General features: G+C 60.9%; 17 protein-coding genes. 6 read left to right on the top strand and 11 right to left on the bottom strand.

Annotated features, from left to right (window positions below):
* Positions 1 to 8: 8 nt before the first annotated feature.
* The 5 genes from V5738_RS10555 to sufB form a co-directional block, all read right to left on the bottom strand.
* Positions 9 to 329 carry a Rieske (2Fe-2S) protein gene (locus tag V5738_RS10555; protein WP_423820762.1) on the bottom strand — a complete coding sequence of 107 codons (321 nt, stop codon included), beginning with the start codon at positions 327 to 329 and terminating at the stop codon, positions 9 to 11.
* Between the two features lie 40 nt (positions 330 to 369).
* The gene (locus tag V5738_RS10550; RefSeq protein WP_423820760.1) at positions 370 to 1626 is read right to left on the bottom strand and encodes a cysteine desulfurase; all 1257 of its coding nucleotides are present in this window, start codon (positions 1624 to 1626) and stop codon (positions 370 to 372) included.
* 18 nt (positions 1627 to 1644) lie between these two features.
* Entirely contained in the window at positions 1645 to 2982 is a 1338-nt protein-coding gene (gene sufD / locus V5738_RS10545) for a Fe-S cluster assembly protein SufD (protein WP_423820759.1), read from the bottom strand.
* Positions 2979 to 3740 carry a Fe-S cluster assembly ATPase SufC gene (sufC, locus tag V5738_RS10540; RefSeq protein WP_423820758.1) on the bottom strand — a complete coding sequence of 254 codons (762 nt, stop codon included), beginning with the start codon at positions 3738 to 3740 and terminating at the stop codon, positions 2979 to 2981. Before sufC ends, sufD begins: the two co-directional genes overlap by 4 nt.
* A gap of 88 nt (positions 3741 to 3828) precedes the next feature.
* Positions 3829 to 5316, bottom strand: coding sequence for a Fe-S cluster assembly protein SufB (gene sufB / locus V5738_RS10535; protein WP_423820757.1), 1488 nt, complete (start codon positions 5314 to 5316; stop codon positions 3829 to 3831).
* Positions 5317 to 5524: 208 nt separating this feature from the next.
* Between sufB and V5738_RS10530 the strand changes: the two genes are divergently transcribed.
* The 3 genes from V5738_RS10530 (at position 5525) to V5738_RS10520 (ending at position 6798) form a co-directional block, all read left to right on the top strand.
* On the top strand, positions 5525 to 5977 hold the full coding sequence (locus V5738_RS10530) for a DUF3015 family protein (protein ID WP_423820756.1): 453 nt from the start codon (positions 5525 to 5527) through the stop codon (positions 5975 to 5977).
* Between the two features lie 85 nt (positions 5978 to 6062).
* Positions 6063 to 6506 (top strand): acyl-CoA thioesterase, encoded by a 444-nt coding sequence (locus tag V5738_RS10525; RefSeq protein WP_423820755.1) that lies wholly within the window; start codon positions 6063 to 6065, stop codon positions 6504 to 6506.
* On the top strand, positions 6499 to 6798 hold the full coding sequence (locus tag V5738_RS10520) for a SelT/SelW/SelH family protein (RefSeq protein WP_423820754.1): 300 nt from the start codon (positions 6499 to 6501) through the stop codon (positions 6796 to 6798). Before V5738_RS10525 ends, V5738_RS10520 begins: the two co-directional genes overlap by 8 nt.
* A gap of 4 nt (positions 6799 to 6802) precedes the next feature.
* On the opposite strand, the gene V5738_RS10515 is transcribed toward V5738_RS10520, so the two are convergent.
* From V5738_RS10515 to V5738_RS10505, 3 genes are all read right to left on the bottom strand, one after another.
* Positions 6803 to 7180, bottom strand: a complete 378-nt coding sequence (locus tag V5738_RS10515) for a DUF3293 domain-containing protein (RefSeq protein WP_423820753.1) — start codon at positions 7178 to 7180, stop codon at positions 6803 to 6805.
* A 104-nt stretch (positions 7181 to 7284) separates the two neighbouring features.
* Positions 7285 to 9747: an acyl-CoA dehydrogenase gene (locus V5738_RS10510; protein WP_423820752.1), complete on the bottom strand. Its 2463-nt coding sequence runs from the start codon at positions 9745 to 9747 to the stop codon at positions 7285 to 7287.
* A gap of 27 nt (positions 9748 to 9774) precedes the next feature.
* On the bottom strand, positions 9775 to 10428 hold the full coding sequence (locus V5738_RS10505; protein ID WP_423820751.1) for a TetR/AcrR family transcriptional regulator: 654 nt from the start codon (positions 10426 to 10428) through the stop codon (positions 9775 to 9777).
* 99 nt (positions 10429 to 10527) lie between these two features.
* On the opposite strand from V5738_RS10505, the gene V5738_RS10500 reads away from it, so the two are divergent.
* Entirely contained in the window at positions 10528 to 10968 is a 441-nt protein-coding gene (locus tag V5738_RS10500) for an acyl-CoA thioesterase (protein ID WP_423820750.1), read from the top strand.
* A 1-nt stretch (position 10969) separates the two neighbouring features.
* On the opposite strand, the gene V5738_RS10495 is transcribed toward V5738_RS10500, so the two are convergent.
* Both V5738_RS10495 and purB read right to left on the bottom strand, forming a co-directional pair.
* Positions 10970 to 11587, bottom strand: a complete 618-nt coding sequence (locus V5738_RS10495; RefSeq protein ID WP_423820749.1) for a nitroreductase family protein — start codon at positions 11585 to 11587, stop codon at positions 10970 to 10972.
* 4 nt (positions 11588 to 11591) lie between these two features.
* On the bottom strand, positions 11592 to 12977 hold the full coding sequence (purB, locus tag V5738_RS10490; RefSeq protein ID WP_423824167.1) for an adenylosuccinate lyase: 1386 nt from the start codon (positions 12975 to 12977) through the stop codon (positions 11592 to 11594).
* Positions 12978 to 13121: 144 nt separating this feature from the next.
* On the opposite strand from purB, the gene V5738_RS10485 reads away from it, so the two are divergent.
* Both V5738_RS10485 and V5738_RS10480 read left to right on the top strand, forming a co-directional pair.
* Complete coding sequence (locus V5738_RS10485; RefSeq protein ID WP_423820748.1) at positions 13122 to 14510, top strand: class II fumarate hydratase; 1389 nt, start codon at positions 13122 to 13124, stop codon at positions 14508 to 14510.
* A 74-nt stretch (positions 14511 to 14584) separates the two neighbouring features.
* Positions 14585 to 14989 (top strand): hypothetical protein, encoded by a 405-nt coding sequence (locus V5738_RS10480; protein WP_423820747.1) that lies wholly within the window; start codon positions 14585 to 14587, stop codon positions 14987 to 14989.
* Positions 14990 to 15421: 432 nt separating this feature from the next.
* Here the strand turns inward: V5738_RS10480 and V5738_RS10475 are convergent, their stop codons facing one another.
* Positions 15422 to 15868, bottom strand: coding sequence for a DUF6918 family protein (locus V5738_RS10475; RefSeq protein WP_423820746.1), 447 nt, complete (start codon positions 15866 to 15868; stop codon positions 15422 to 15424).
* Positions 15869 to 15901: the final 33 nt, after the last annotated feature.

Below are 15901 nucleotides of genomic sequence, written 5' to 3'. Positions count from 1 at the left end.
GACGGGCGTCAGTCGAACCGGTTGTCGCGTACTTGAACGGTGCCGTTTTCGACCCGGGTCGGGAACGTGTCGACATCTTCGTAGGCTGGGGCGCTCAGAGCCTTGCCGTTCTTGATGCAAAAACGGGCCCCATGGCGCGGGCAGATTACCTCGTCGCCTTCGACATCACCACTGGCCAATTCGCCGCCATCATGCGTGCACATGTCGTGAATGGCGTAGTATTCGCCACGGCGGAAGAATACCGCGATCATGGTATCGTCGACGTCGACGATACGGCACTGGCCTTCGTTAAGATCCCCGTCTTTGCAGACATCGACCCAATCGGTCATTACGACAATCCTTGTGGTCTGCGGCTGAGCGCGCAGCGGCTCAGCCGAAAATGCGTTGAATACTGCCCAGGCCCTGAATTAGGGCATCGACGTCCTCGGCCGTATTGTAGGCCGCGAACGATACCCGCGCAGTCGCCGCGACGTCGAAGCGTTCCATGACCGGCATTGCGCAGTGATGGCCGGTACGGATCGCGATGCCCGATTCATCGAGCAGCGTACCGATGTCATGGGCATGGATGCCGTCCATCACGAATGAGATGATTCCGGCTTTGCCCGGTGCGGTGCCGATGATGCGTAGACCTTCGATGTCCTGCATCGCGGCGGTGGCCCGAGCGAGCAGCTCATGTTCATGTTCGAACACGGCATTCAGGTCCAAAGCGTTGACGTAGTCAATGGCCGCCCCGAAGGCTGCGGCACCCGCGATATTCGGGGTGCCGGCTTCGAACTTGTAGGGCACGTCATTGTAGGTGGTGCCAGAGAACGACACGGTTTCGATCATGTCGCCGCCGCCTTGATAGGGGGGCATGCTCTCCAGCAGCGCCCGCTTGCCATACAACGCGCCGAAGCCCGTCGGGCCGAACAGCTTGTGAGCAGAAATCGCGTAGAAATCCGCGTCCAGCGCCTCAACGTCGACCGGCGAGTGGGCCACGGCCTGGGCGCCGTCGATCAGCGTCACCGCACCGGCGTCATGGGCAGCTGAGATCATGTCAGCGACCGGTAAGACGGTTCCCAGCGAATTCGAGATATGGGCAAACGCAGCGATGGTCGTGCGCTCGGATAGCTTCGCTTTAAAGTCTTCCAGAGACACACTGCCGTCGTCGCCGATCGGCACTACCACCACTTCGGCCCCGGTGGCCTCGGCCACCATCTGCCAGGGCACGATATTCGAGTGGTGTTCGAGCTCGGTCACCAGGATTTCGTCGCCCGGACCCAGGCGTGGCCGGGCATAGCACTGGGCCACGAGATTGATGCCGTCCGTAGTACCCCCCGTGAACACGATCTCGTCACGCGAGCCAGCGCCTAAGAAGCCAGCGATCTTATCCCGGGCGCCCTCGTACTGCTGGGTCGCCCGTTGGGATAGGGTATGGATCGCCCGGTGCACGTTGGCGTTGGCATGACGATAATAATCGTCGCTGGCCGCGATCACCGCGAGCGGTTTTTGGGTAGTAGCCGCGTTGTCGAGATACACGAGCCGGCGGCCCGACGGCAGCGCTTCCAACAGAATCGGGAAGTCCGAGCGCACGCGATCGGCGTCGAACGTCGGCATTGTGGGCGTGGGCTGTTGTACTTCGGACATCGTGCTACCTCCGGCCAATCAGGCCAGGTCGGCGTAAGCTCGGCCGCCTGGCATCTTGGCGAGCAGGGCGGCTTCGACATAGCGCTCGAGGGGCGCCAGGCCGACCTTTTGAACCAGGGCGTTGGCAAAGCTGTAAGTCAGAATGGCGCGAGCGCCATCCTCATCGACGCCCCGGCTCTTCAGATAAAACACCGCATCTTCGTCGAGCTGGCCGACGGTCGAGCCGTGGGCAGCCGTGACGTCGTCGGCATAGATCTCGAGTTCCGGCTTGGCATCCACCTCGGCCTTGTCCGACAGCAACAGGGCGTTGCAAGCCTGCTCGGAGTCGGTCTTCTGGGCATCCTTGTGGATGATGATTTTGCCGTTGAACACGCCACGGCCGTGGCCGGCGAGTACACCGCGATAGAACTCGCGAGAGACGCTGTGCTCGGTGGCATGGTCGATACGGGTGTGGTTATCCATGTGCTGGCGGCCCGTCGGGGCATAGACGCCATACATATGGATTTCCGAATTGTGATCGACCAGGCGTGAATTAGTGTCGATACGTGCCAGGCGGCCGCCGAGATCGAAGCCGTGGTTGAATACCCGGCTGTCGCGACGCTGTTGGGCGAAGAAGCTCGATACGTGGTAACCGCGTTCCGATTCTTCTTGTACCCGCACCCGGGTCAGCTGGGCGTTGCGGCCCATGACCGCCTCAGTGACCAGATTGGCGAAATAGGGCTTATCGCCCAGGCCCACGGTGTGTTCGACGACCGTAGCCTGACTGTTTTCGCCCATGACGTAGCGATGCCGGACCTGGGTCATGCGTTCATCGCGTACCCCAGAGGACACGCTGATCACATGCAGTGGCTTATCGAGCACCGCGCCAGAGGCGGTCTCGACGTAGGCGCCGTCGGTGAAAAACGCCGCATTCATCGCCGTCAGACTGCCGGGCTCTTCTTCGATTTCACGGGCCTTGACGGTTGCACCGGCGTTATCGCTCAGATAAGAAGCGAAAGAGCGCACGGTGACGCCACTGGGCAGCTCGTCGAGCTGTGACAGAGCTGCATTGAAATAGCCGTCGACGAGCACGATCCGATGGGCATCGAGATCGGCGGGCATATAAGCCCGGATATCGTCGACCGACACCGGCTCCGCTTCGTCGCCGATTTCAAATCGGCGTTTTTCGACCGGCTGCAGGCTCGTGTATTTCCAGTCCTCCAGGCGTGTGGTCGGAAAGCCGGCCTCGGAAAACCGAGTCAGTTCGGCGGCGCGCTCGCGTTTGGATTCCTCGCTACCTGGCAGATCGCGCTCGATGCGCGCGAATTCGGCCAGATAGTGGTCGATACTGGGTTCGATCTGTTGCGTCGCGCTCATGACGTCGCAGCGGCCTCCTCGGTTTCGAGATTGGCATAGCCTTCGGATTCCAGCGTATCGGCCAGTTCGGGCCCGCCCGAGCGCACAATACGGCCTTCATACAGCACGTGGATGCGATCCGGTACACAGTACTCAAGCAGACGCTTGTAGTGGGTCACCAGGATCGTCGAGCGCTCAGGCGAACGCAGGCGATTGATGCCGCTGGCCACGATCTTGAGCGCGTCGATGTCGAGGCCGGAGTCGGTTTCGTCGAGAATCGACAGGCTCGGCTCGAGCATCAACATCTGGAAGATCTCGTTGCGTTTTTTCTCGCCACCCGAGAAACCTTCGTTCACGCCGCGCTTGGCCATATCCATGCTCATGCCGACATGGCTGATCTTTTCCTGGACCATCTGCATGAAGTCCACGGCTTCGATCTCGTCCTCGCCGCGATATTTGCGACGCGCATTGACGGCAGCGCGCAGCAGATAAAGGTTAGAAACGCCCGGGATTTCGACTGGATACTGAAAACCCAGGAACACGCCTTCACAGGCGCGCTCTTCGGCGTCCAGATCAAGCAGTTCCTTGTCTTTGTAGGTCACGCTGCCTTCGGTGACTTCGTAGTCCTCGCGCCCGGCCAAAATACTGGCCAGCGTCGACTTGCCGGAGCCGTTCGGCCCCATGATGGCATGGACTTCGCCATCGGGCACTTCGAGGTCGATCCCGCGCAGAATGGGTTTGCCTTCGACCTCGGCGTGGAGATTCTTGATTGAGATCATATGCGTTATTGAAAGTGTGAAGACTGGTCAGGCCCGCGGCCGTAACCGGCGCGGGCCTGAAGAGCAGCAGTGTGTCGGCGTGGCGGAATCAGCCGACAGCGTTCTCGAGCGTAACGTTGAGCAGCTTCTGGGCTTCGACTGCGAACTCCATTGGCAGCTCCTTGAACACGTCCTTACAGAAGCCGTTGACGATCAAGTTCACAGCGTCTTCCTCGGACAGGCCGCGCTGCTGGCAGTAGAACATCTGGTCTTCGCCGATCTTGGAGGTCGTCGCCTCGTGTTCAAGCTTGGCGGTGCTGTTCTTCGACTCGACATACGGGAAAGTATGCGCGCCGCATTTGTCGCCGATCAGCAGCGAATCGCACTGCGTGAAGTTCCGGGCATCCGTTGCGCTGGGCAGAATCTTGACCAGACCACGGTAGGCCTGTTCGCCGCGAGCCGCCGAAATCCCCTTGGCGATGATCGTCGACTTGGTGTTCTTGCCGACGTGGATCATCTTGGTGCCAGTATCGGCCTGCTGCATACCCCGGGTGACCGCGACTGAGTAGAACTCGCCGACCGAGTCGTCGCCGTTGAGCACGCAACTCGGATATTTCCAGGTGATCGCTGAGCCAGTTTCAACCTGGGTCCAGGAGATCTTGGACCGATCTCCCCGGCAATCGCCGCGCTTGGTCACGAAGTTGTAGATACCGCCTTTGCCGTCTTCGTCGCCGGGGTACCAGTTCTGTACGGTCGAATACTTGATTTCGGCATCGTCCAGGGCGACCAACTCGACGACCGCCGCATGCAGCTGGTTCTCGTCACGCTGGGGGGCGGTGCAGCCTTCCAGATAGGAAACATCACTGCCGCGTTCGGCCACGATCAGAGTCCGCTCGAACTGGCCGGTATTTTCCGCGTTGATACGGAAATAGGTCGACAGCTCCATCGGGCAGGAAACGCCTTCCGGTATATAGACGAACGAGCCGTCGGTAAACACCGCCGAGTTTAGCCCGGCGAAGAAATTGTCGCCGCGCGGAACCACGGTACCGAGATGCTCTCGGACCAATTCAGGGTATTCCTGAATCGCCTCCGATATCGAGCAGAAGATCACGCCGGCCTCGGCCAGCTTGTCTTTGAAAGTCGTCGCTACTGAGACACTGTCGAATACGGCATCCACAGCGACGTTGCTGCCGGCCGTGGGGTACTCGGCGCCTTCGACTCCAGCGAGCATTTCTTGCTCACGCAGCGGAATGCCAAGCTTTTCGTAAGTCTCGAGCAGTTTCGGATCGACTTCGTCCAGGCTCTTTGGCTTGTCCTTGGTCGATTTCGGCGCGGAGTAGTAGGAAATCTTCTGGAAATCGATCGCCGGATAATGCAGATGCGGCCAACGGGGCATCTTCATCTGCTGCCATTGGCGATAGGCTTCCAGGCGCCATTCCAGCATCCAATCTGGTTCTTCCTTTTTAGCGGAGATGAACCGGATGACATCCTCGTTCAGTCCAGGCGCAACTGTGTCGGATTCTAGGTCGGTGACAAACCCAGCTTCGTATTCGCGTTCAGCAACAAGTGCTTCGACGTCGTCCTCGTGTGCAGCCATAGCAACTCGAATGGTTAGGAAAGCTCGTTGTTCAGACGCGAAGTATAACGCGAAAGCCCAACCGCTTATATCGTCGTCTTTCGATGTAGACGATAGTGGGGGTCTATAGACGCTGTTCAAGAAATAAGCCGAGGCCAATGCTTGCGCGCCAACCGATGGGCGCGCTCTAATGAAATCCCATAACAAATATTCGTCTAGGGAGAGCCTCATGCACCGAATCTTTTGTCTGAGTGCGCTGGCTGGTCTCGGTCTGGCGGTCACTGGTTGCTCGCAAATCACCGTAACCTCGGACACGCTGGTCAATGGCACCGCACGTATCGCGGATGCCACGACCAACGCGGTCAAAGAAACCAGCCAGGCGACCACCGATACCACTCGCGATACCTTTGCGCAGAGCCATAGCGCGCGCAAAAAGTTCGTTCATTCGCAGTATGCGATTCTCAAAAGCGAAGCAGCCCGCGGTCGGGGGGAGGATCTCGATGCGCTGGCGTACATGATGCAGGCCAACGACAAACAGGTTTTTGCCTCGAAGGTCCAGGCCAACTACGGCGAACTGTTTTCCGGGCAGCCGAACGCCAACGCCTTCCTCTCGCGTCTGTATCAAGTCGTCGGTACACCGCCGGACATGGCGCAGCAGAAAACAGCCGTTGCCGCCGGTTGAATGGCCTGGTGCGGTCGCACAACGCCGGCGCGCCGTGGTGCGCCGGCTTTTTTTATGCCAGGTGAGTGAATGAAGCGAGATCGCAATGGCTCGTGATGCCCGCTGGGATATTCAAGCCCCGTTCTATATCGAAATCGATGTGGCCGAGGCCGATATCGATCGTCTCGAGCACGTCAACAACTCGGTGTACCCGAAATATATGGAACAGGCTGCCTGGGCGCATACGTTGGCTCTCGGGCTGGACTGGGATAGCTATGTCGCCCTCGATACGGCCTGTGTGGTCCGCCACCACGCGCTCGACTACATTATCGCGGCCAATCTCGGCGATCGGCTCCAGGTTGCGACCTGGGTCGCCGAAAATGATGGCCGTCTGGCGATGTGGCGGCATTTCCAAATGCGTCGGGCGTCCGATGGCCGCACGATCTTCCGTGGCCGGACCCAGTATGTGACAGTCCGGCTGTCCAACGGTCGACCTTGTCGCATGCCTCAGCCGTTCGTCGATGCCTATGCAGCGGTCGAGCATGTCTGAGCAGAACGACGATTCGCCATGTCGCCCCCGGGTGGTCATCCGGTATTGCCCGGCCTGTCGCTGGGTGGCCCGGGCGGCTTGGATGAGCCAGGAAATCCTGACCACGTTCGGCGATCAGCTGGGCGAAGTGGCCCTGATGCCAGCCGGGCAGGGCGTATTCCAGATTTGGCTGGATGGGCAATGTCTGCATGATCGGGCCGAAGCCGGCGGTTTTCCGGAAACCAAGCCGATCAAGCAGATGATCCGCGATCGTATCGCCCCGGACCGGGATCTGGGGCATTCGGATCGCTGAGCGTTCAGTCTGCGTCGATCCAGATCAGGTCGACGCTTTGTACTTGCACGGACACGATCGCGGCCTGGCCGAAGCGCCGCCCCAGGCTGCGTGCCATGCCTTCTTCCAGGCCGGCCACCAGCCAGCCCGGCTCGTTCGGCCAGTTGCCGCCGGTATCGCGGTTGACCGCTCTCAGACAGCGTAGCTCGTTCCGCTCGAGCAGCTGGGCCAGGGCATGTTCGCGGGCATGGTTATCGGCATCGGAGGCTACTTCGCCGCCCGGATTATAGGCGGTGATCAGCCAGGCAGGTACCGTGTCGTTATGCCGGGATACCCACTGCGCCAGCGTAGCGGGCGTGGGATGGCCAAGGTTGAGCGTGATCGTTTGGTCGCCGTATGCCACGCAGTAGTCGGTTGCGTGGAACGCACTGTTCAATTCGCTTTGTGAGCGCATAAACAAAAAAGGCCCGGAAACCAGTCCGGGCCATGATGGTGGTTTTGTTGACGCTATGCCACGCGCGATTCATTGCGCTGGTCGTTATGCCGCTTATGCGCCATGTCGGCCAGATACTCTTTGGAGAACGCATCGGTCAGGATGGCGTCGTAGCGCATCGTGTCGTACTCGGCGACCTGGTCGGCCTCGGCCTGGGTCAGCACCTGCTGGTCGACCGCCGAGCGTAGCCGCTGTTGAACCGTGAGCCCTTCGAGTTCGCCCTTGGCAGCCGCCTTGAGGAACTTGTCGTAGACCGGTTCGACTGCGACCAGTTTCTTGAACGTCGCCTCCATTCGCCCGGTCGCCGAGTTCGGATCGTTGCCGATGTAAATATCCGCGGACAGCCGGTCTCGAAAGCTCGACGGTTCCATGATGGCGTTGCCCAGAGCGTTGATGAGCCGATCGCTTGGCCCTTTGTGGGCCATGCCGGTGGGGAAGACGAGAAAACGCATGGCGCCGCCGACGAAGCGGTTCGGGAAGTTGCGGAAAAAGCCGTCGAAAGCTTTTTCGATCTTGGCTAGCGAGTCGGCCATCACATAGTGCAGATGCGCGACGTCGTCTTCTTGTTCGCCTTCGTCGTAGAAATATTTTAGGGCCGCCGAGGCGAAATACAGTTCGGAGAGTACGTCGCCAAGCCGGGCAGAGAGCAGTTCCTTGCGTTTCAGCTCGCCGCCCATCATGCCCATGGTGATATCCGAGCAGACCGCCAGGGCCGATGAGAAACGCTCGAGTTGGCGATAGTAGGGGGCTGCAACGCCGGTGACTGGTGCTTTGGCCGTAACCGCCCCAGACAGGCCGAAAGTGAAGGCACGAGCGGCCCGGTTGACCGAGTAGCCGACATGCGACCACAGAAGATCGTCGAACTCGTCGAGGTTATCTTCGCGGGCGGCTTCCATCTCCGGAAATACATAGGGATGGCAGCGAATCGCCCCCTGGCCGAAGATCATCAGGCTCCGGGTCAGGATGTTGGCGCCTTCGACGGTGATCGCGATCGGCACCGACTGATAGGAGCTGGCCAGGTAGTTGCGCGGGCCCTGTTGGATACCGCGGCCGCCGTGGACGTCCATGGCATCGTTGACGATGGTGCGCATCCACTCGGTCATATGGTATTTAGCCATCGCCGTGACCACCGAAGGGGTGCACTTGTCGACGCCCGAGGCGGTCATGATGCGAGCGGCTTCCATTTTGTAGTTCAGGCCGGCGATACGGGCGGTCGCCTCCTGGACGCCTTCGAACTTGCCAACCGGCAGTTTGAATTGGCGTCGGATACGGCCCCAGGCGCCGGTCATGCGGTAGGCGGTCTTGGAGGCGGCCGAAGACAGCGCCGGCAGTGAGATGCCACGGCCGGCGGACAGGCATTCAACCAGCATGCGCCAGCCACCGCCGGCTTTTTCCGGACCGCCGATGATGGCATCCAGCGGCACGAAGATGTCGCGTCCTTCGATCGGGCCGTTCATGAATGCGCCAGGGTAGTGGCGCTTGCCGATCTCGACGCCGGGTTCGTCGGCCGAGATCAGGGCACAGGTAATGCCGTAGTCGGTCTTGTCTGGATCGCCGAGTAGGCCTTCCGGGTCATGCAGACGGAACGCCAGGCCGATGACCGTGGCTACCGGGGCAAGCGTGATCCAGCGCTTGGAGAAGGTCAGCTTCATGCCGAGCGTTTCGCGGCCTTCGTACTCGCCTTTACAGACGATGCCGTAGTCGGGCAGGGCGCCGGCGTCGGAGCCGACTTCCGGGCCAGTGAGGCCGAAGCAGGGGATTTCGCTGCCGTCGGCCAGGCCGGGCAGCCATTTGGCCTGTTGTTCCTTGGTGCCGTAATGAATGAGCAGCTCACCGGGGCCGAGCGAGTTCGGCACCATGACGGTGACGGCGGTAGTCAGGCTGCGCGAGGCGATCTTGGCGACCACCGTCGACTGGGCCAGGGCCGAAAAGCCGAGACCGCCGTGCTCTTTCGGAATGAGCATGGCGAAGAATTTGTGCTTGCGGATATAGTCCCAGCCATCCGGCGGAATATCGTGGCGCTCGTTGAGAATCTCCCATTCATCGAGCATCGAGCACAGGGTCTCGGTTTCATTGTCGATGAAAGCGCGCTCTTCTTCGGTGAGCTGGGTGCGCCGGAAATCAAGCAGATACTGCCAGTCCGGCTTGCCGCGGAACATTTCCGTTTCCCACCAGGTGCTGCCGGCTTCCAGCGCTTCGCGCTCGGTATCCGACATGGGCGGCAGTACCGATTTGAAGGCGGCGAAGATTGGCTTGGTTGCGTGACGCTTGCGCAGGCCGGGGCTATTGAACAGCACCAGCGGCGGGATGAACACGATGGCGGCGATCAGAAGCCCGAGCCAGCCAATCACGCCGGTGATCGCGAGTGCCGCAAAATAGACGGCGACCGCCGCGGCCCATACCGGTAGCGAGGCGCCGATATAGGCCAGAATCCAGATCGCCGCCAGGGCGACGACCAGGCTGATAAAGACACTCATGATCCAATCCTCCGTGTTGAAATATAATCAGCTCGATTGAGCCCTGGCCCGGGGCATCGCCACCGGTCCGGATGGGGGGTCGTTCTGATCGTCGAGCGGTTCGGCTTCCGGCGGCAGCAGGCTGACCATCAAAAACCGAACGTAATCGGCGAACGCGGGATCGTCCGCGGCTGGCCACTGCTCGGGCAGGTCGCGCCGGATCTGCAGCGAGCCGAGAAACACCGAATAGGTCTGTAGCGCCCACTGCCGGGCGCGTTCGCTCGACAGCCCCAGTGCGGCATAGCAATCGATCAGGAATTGCAGCCGTCGTTGCGAAACGCGCTCGACGTACTCGCGCACGAAGCTGGGCTTGTTGGCGCTCGACAGGGCGGTATAGATCCGACTGGCGCGCCGGGAGGTGTTGACCTCGGTGATCAGCCGCTTGATCCGGGCCCGGGGGTCGGTTTCCTGTTGCACCCGGGCCAGCACCTCGTCGGTTTCGCGGGCTTCCCAGAGCGCCAAAGTTGCTTCGAGCAGGGCATCGCGGTTGCTGAAATGCCAGTAAAAGCTGCCCTTGGTCACCCCCAGTTCACGGGCGAGTGGCTCAACGGCAACCCCTTCTACGCCGCGGCGGCCGACGGCATCCAGGGCGGCTTCAGCCCAGTCCCGGGCTGAGAGTGCGTTCTTGGCGGTTTTAGGCATCGGGCTTCGCATGGCTAGGACATACGTATAATCTTGCGCAGTCGTCGTGCCCTGTCAATACGGCGGCGTATGGAAAGTCGCATGAAAAACGAGGAGCCCATGCGTGAACCGAATCGCTCGGACTATGCCCACATCACGCCGATCAAGGTGAAATGGGGAGAAATGGATAGTCTTGGCCACGTCAACAACACCGTGTTCTTCCGCTACTCGGAAGACGGCCGCATCGACTATATCCATCGCGTGACCGAAGGTGACGATACCCAGACCAGTGCTGGCCCGATCCTGGCGGATCTACAGTGCAGTTTTCGACACCAACTGCGCTTTCCCGCAGATATCGAGATCGGCACCCGGGTCAGCCGGCTCGGTCGTTCTAGCCTGGATCTGGAACAGGCGCTGTTCTGGGCCGAATCCGACGAGGCGATCGCGGTCTACAAGAACGTCATCGTCTGGTTCGATTTCGGCGCCCAGACCAGCATGCGCATACCGGAGCCGGTGCGCGAGCAGATTCGTCGGCTCGAGTACATCGCGCCGCAGGAATAATCTACGACGCGATTTCGGTAAAACCGTCAGTGACGAAGACGTCGGCCAGATCGAGCTGGCCGGCGCGCGGATGGGCTGCGGCCAGCGGCTTGCCGATACATAGCATCATGCAGATGCGGTGATCCGGTGGCAGATTGATCAAATGCCCAACGCGCTTGAAGTCGAAGCCGTCCATCGGGCACGACTCATAGCCCATGGCCTTGGCCGCCAGCATGGCGGTCTGGGCGGCCATACCGCAGGAGCGCATACCTTCATCACGCTGGAGCATGTCGTCGTCGCGGTAGAAATGCTGGATCTCGCGGATCATCGAATCCGAAACGCGTGAAGGCGCGTTCACCCAGTAGCGCTCCGGGGATTTATCCCAGCTCTTTAGGTCCATACACAGCACCAGCAGCAAAGAGCAGTCGGTGATCTGCGACTGATCCCAGGCGGCCTTGCGAATCTCCGAGCGACGATCGGGATCGTGTACAGCCACGAATCGCCAGTTCTGGATATTAAAGGCCGTTGGCGACAGGATGACATGGTGCATCAGCTGTTCGATCTCGGCCGCATTCATGCGGTGCTCGGGATCGAACTTGCGTACCGACCGTCGGGAACGGATCGCTTCGAGTACCTCCACGGGCTCAGTCCTGTACGACGTCGGTCGCGCGTTCGGCCTGGGCCGGAGCATTGCCGACATAGTCTGCTGGGCGCATCGCCTTCAGCCGGGTTTTGTCGTCATCGGTGATTCCGAGCCCGTCGATGAAGGTATGCATCGCTTCGGCGTCGATCTTCTTGCCCCGGGTCAATTCCTTGAGCTTTTCATAGGCCCCGCCAATGCCGCGAGCGCGCATCACTGTTTGCACTGCTTCGGCGAGTACGATCCAGTTGTCGCCCAAGTCGGCGTCCAGCCGTGCTGGATCGGCTTCCAGTTTGCCCAGGCCGCGTAGCAGGGCATCGTAGGACAGGGTCGAATGGGCCAGCCCGACGCCGAGATTGCGCAGTACGGTGGAATCGGTCAGATCGCGCTGGAAACGCGAAATCGGCAGCTTGGCTGCCAGATGGTCCATGATCGCATTGGCCAGGCCGAGATTGCCCTCGGCATTTTCGAAATCGATCGGATTGACCTTATGCGGCATGGTCGACGAGCCGACTTCGCCTTCGACCGTGGCCTGGCGGAAATAGCCTAGCGAGATATAGCCCCAGACATCGCGGGCGAAGTCGGTGAGAATCGTGTTCAGGCGCATCAGCGCATGGAAAAACTCGGCCACATAGTCGTGCGGCTCGATCTGGGTGGTGGCCGGGCTGATCGACAGCCCCATGCCGGTGATGAAGCGCTCGGCGATACCAGGCCAATCGGCCTCTGGATAGGCTGCGAGATGGGCGTTGTAGTTGCCGACCGCGCCGTTCATCTTGCCCAGGATTTCGATCGCGGCCAGTGCATCGCGCTGGCGTCGCAGCCGGCGCACGAATACCGCCATTTCCTTGCCGAGCGTGGTCGGCGACGCGGACTGGCCGTGGGTACGCGACAGCATCGCGAAATCGGAGTAGACATCGGCCATGGTCGCGATCGCCTCGATCACCTGATCGATCGCCGGCAGCAAGGCGTGCTCGCGGGCATCGCGCAGCATTTGCGCATAGGCGAGGTTGTTGATGTCTTCCGAAGTACAGGCGAAGTGGATGAACTGGTTGACGTGCGCGATCTCGTCGAAGTGTTCGATCTTGTCGCGCAAGTAGTATTCGACCGCCTTCACATCGTGATTGGTGGTGCGTTCGATGGCCTTGACCGCTTCGGCTTCGCCTTCGTCGAAATCGTCGATCAGCGATTCCAGATAGTCGTTGGCAGCCTGGGACATGGCGCCGATCTCGGGAATCGCCGGTTCGGCCGCCAGGGCCTGGAACCAGCGCACCTCGACGATCAGACGATAGCGGATCAGGCCGTATTCGCTGCACATCGAGCGCAGGTCGGCGGTCTTGCGGCCGTAGCGGCCGTCGATCGGAGAAATCGCGGTCAGTGCGGTCAGTCGCATGGCCATAGGGCGGACATCCGTAAGTGGCGGCGGTGATAGAATCGCGGATTCTACCGAATCCAGAGTGCCGGCGTCGCCAGCGTACGCCGGTATCGCTATTTTAGGGCCGCCGGCAAGCCGGCCCATGTCTACAAGGAGTTCGCGATGGCCGACGATAACTACCGCATTGAAAAAGACAGCATGGGCGAGCTGCGCGTGCCCAAGGATGCGCTTTGGGGCGCCCAGTCCCAGCGGGCGGTCGAGAACTTTCCGATCTCCGATCTGCGTGCCCCACGGGCAATGATCAATGCACTGGGGCTGATCAAAGCCAGTGCCGCCCGGGTAAACCGCGATCTCGGTCTGCTGGATGGCGATATCGCCGAGGCGATCGTCGAAGCCGGGCGCAAGGTCGCCGCCGGTGATTATGACGATCACTTCCCGGTCGATATCTTTCAGACCGGTTCCGGCACCTCGACCAATATGAACACCAACGAGGTAATTGCGCATCTGGCGACCGAGTCGGCGGGCCAGACCGTGCACCCGAACGACCACGTCAACATGGGGCAGTCGTCGAACGACACGATCCCGACCTCGATCCAGGTCGCCGCAGTGATCGAATCCGAGCAGCATCTGCTGCCGGCGCTGCGGCATCTGCGCGATACGCTGCATAACAAGGGCGAGGAACTGGCCGACGTGGTCAAGACCGGGCGCACCCATCTAATGGACGCTATGCCGGTGCGCTTTGATCAGGAACTCGGCGGCTGGGCCGCACAGATCGACTCCAACATCGGCCGCATCGAATCCGCGCTGACCCGCATGCGGGCTCTGGCCCAGGGCGGCACGGCCGTGGGTACCGGCGTAAATGCGCATCCGGAGTTCGGCGAGCGCTTCGCCAAGGCAATCAGCGAGGTCGCGCGCTGCCAGTTCCGTACCAGCGACAACTATTTCGAATGCCTGTCGAGCCAGGACACGGCGGTCGAGCTGTCTGGCCAGCTCAATACTGTCGCAGTATCGATGATGAAGATCGCCAACGATCTGCGCTGGATGAACTCGGGCCCGCTGGCCGGGCTGGGCGAGATCCAGCTGCCGGCGCTGCAGCCGGGGTCGTCGATCATGCCGGGCAAGGTCAATCCGGTTATTCCGGAGGCTGCTGCCATGGTCGCCGCCCAGGTCATGGGCAATCACACCACGATCACGGTTTCCGGCCAGGCCGGCAATTTCCAGCTCAACGTGATGCTGCCGGTGGTCGCCTACAATCTGCTGCAGTCGATCGAAATCCTGACCAACACGTCGCGGGTAATGGCCGACAAGGCGATCGCAGGCTTCACCGTGAATCAGGACAAGCTCGACGATGCGTTGTCCAAGAATCCGATTCTGGTAACCGCGTTGAATTCGGTTATCGGCTACGACAAGGGGGCGGCGATTGCTAAGCAGGCCTACAAGGAAGGGCGCCCGGTCAAGGAGCTGGCTCTGGAGCAGACCGATCTGTCCGAGGCCGAGCTCGATCGCCTGCTGGATCCGGCCGAACTGACCAAGGGCGGCATCAACCAGTAGCTGCCACGTCATACCGTTGATGGTCGGCCGAGCACGGCCGGCCATTGGCCAATTTTCAGGCAACGGCCTCGTGTATGAATGATTTGACTAAACCAGGTAAGCCGGGCCAGGTCTCGACGGCGCTCGGTCTATTCTGGGTGACGATCGTGCTCGGCCTGATCAAACTAGCGCGGACCCTGTCCATGCCAGCTGGGCCAGGTGGGCATTCGTTCACGATCTTCACGTTCGTGGCGATCTATGTGCTCATGGCGTTGCTCATCGTCTATATCGGAATGGGTGCTTCATGGGCGCGCGGCGGCATGCTGATTCTCAGCCTGATCGGCATCCTGCCGGCTGTGCCCTTGGTATTCGCGCATTTTGCGCAAATGCCGATCCTCGGCGCGCTGACCTGTGCCCAGGCGCTCGCCCAAGTGGTCGGGTTATATCTGGTGTATCGCGAACCGGCGGCGAGCTGGTTTGGCCGACCACTAGATTCCTAGGGCGCGTCGATGCGGTATGCCAGTTCTAGCGAGCCGCGGGCTGGCTAGCGACACAATACACCACGCTCTTTGCGCTGATACGACGGTGTCTGTGCATTGACGCGGGAACGGTAGCGCCGTGCCTGTGATTAACAAGGCGAGCACCGCAGGTCACAGAGCAGAATGAAGGGTCTCGTCGCGGTGTGGTGAGTTGCCGCGTCAGGGGCCGCCGGAATACAGAGCGGGCACGGTCGACAACCGGTCCTGCCTTATCGCTCGAGCGGCGCTTGGAAGACAACGCCCAGCCGCTCGGTCCGCGCACGACTTCACTGTGGGGTAGCGTTTGCTATCGGGCACGGCGATATGCGAGAGCGCAGCGCCGGGCCGGCGTCCGCTACAGTGTCATGCCGGCCGCCCGGCGGCTTGCGGCGCTCGGGCGGCCGGCGATGACGGCTATTCGGCGTATTTCGACATCACGGCCGCGATCCCCGGCATGGCGGCGACGACCTCGCGCTGGGCGCGTCCCCGCAGTCGCTGATAGCCGGACTTGACCACGCGATTGTCCACGCCAGCCACCCGGCGATCGGCGACCTCGAGCAGCGTATCGGCCACTTCGGTCTGATGGTTGAGCAGGTGATCGCGGAACTGGGTGTTCGGATCGGCTTCGGCGCTGGCATAAAAGGGCTCAAGCGCGCCGACGAACTCCGGCAGCAGCGTACGCATGGCGTTGTCGATCAAGTTCGGCTTGGCTTTCTTGACCATGTTGAAACCGGTGCGCAGCGCCATGTTCTTTTTTTCGACTTCGCTGGCCACGAGCGATTTGCTGTCTTCCAGCAGCTGCGGAAACACCGAGTCTTTGAGGAGTTGCTGGGCCAAGGGGCCCTGGTTGGATTCGGACACAAAAAAGCCGGTTAGTGCATGAAAGGATGGGAG

Source organism: Salinisphaera sp. SPP-AMP-43, from assembly GCF_049568105.1.
Lineage (GTDB): Bacteria > Pseudomonadota > Gammaproteobacteria > Nevskiales > Salinisphaeraceae > Salinisphaera.
The sequence above is the reverse complement of the archived record's forward strand: the minus strand, read 5'-3'. Positions and strand labels throughout refer to the sequence as shown.

Coding starts and splice junctions, on each gene's coding strand:
- V5738_RS10555 (WP_423820762.1), bottom strand. CDS start 329: ATGACCGATTGGGTCGATGTCTGCAAAGACGGGGATCTTAACGAAGGC.
- V5738_RS10550 (WP_423820760.1), bottom strand. CDS start 1,626: ATGTCCGAAGTACAACAGCCCACGCCCACAATGCCGACGTTCGACGCC.
- sufD (WP_423820759.1), bottom strand. CDS start 2,982: ATGAGCGCGACGCAACAGATCGAACCCAGTATCGACCACTATCTGGCC.
- sufC (WP_423820758.1), bottom strand. CDS start 3,740: ATGATCTCAATCAAGAATCTCCACGCCGAGGTCGAAGGCAAACCCATT.
- sufB (WP_423820757.1), bottom strand. CDS start 5,316: ATGGCTGCACACGAGGACGACGTCGAAGCACTTGTTGCTGAACGCGAA.
- V5738_RS10530 (WP_423820756.1), top strand. CDS start 5,525: ATGCACCGAATCTTTTGTCTGAGTGCGCTGGCTGGTCTCGGTCTGGCG.
- V5738_RS10525 (WP_423820755.1), top strand. CDS start 6,063: ATGGCTCGTGATGCCCGCTGGGATATTCAAGCCCCGTTCTATATCGAA.
- V5738_RS10520 (WP_423820754.1), top strand. CDS start 6,499: ATGTCTGAGCAGAACGACGATTCGCCATGTCGCCCCCGGGTGGTCATC.
- V5738_RS10510 (WP_423820752.1), bottom strand. CDS start 9,747: ATGAGTGTCTTTATCAGCCTGGTCGTCGCCCTGGCGGCGATCTGGATT.
- V5738_RS10505 (WP_423820751.1), bottom strand. CDS start 10,428: ATGCCTAAAACCGCCAAGAACGCACTCTCAGCCCGGGACTGGGCTGAA.
- V5738_RS10500 (WP_423820750.1), top strand. CDS start 10,528: ATGCGTGAACCGAATCGCTCGGACTATGCCCACATCACGCCGATCAAG.
- purB (WP_423824167.1), bottom strand. CDS start 12,977: ATGCGACTGACCGCACTGACCGCGATTTCTCCGATCGACGGCCGCTAC.
- V5738_RS10485 (WP_423820748.1), top strand. CDS start 13,122: ATGGCCGACGATAACTACCGCATTGAAAAAGACAGCATGGGCGAGCTG.
- V5738_RS10480 (WP_423820747.1), top strand. CDS start 14,585: ATGAATGATTTGACTAAACCAGGTAAGCCGGGCCAGGTCTCGACGGCG.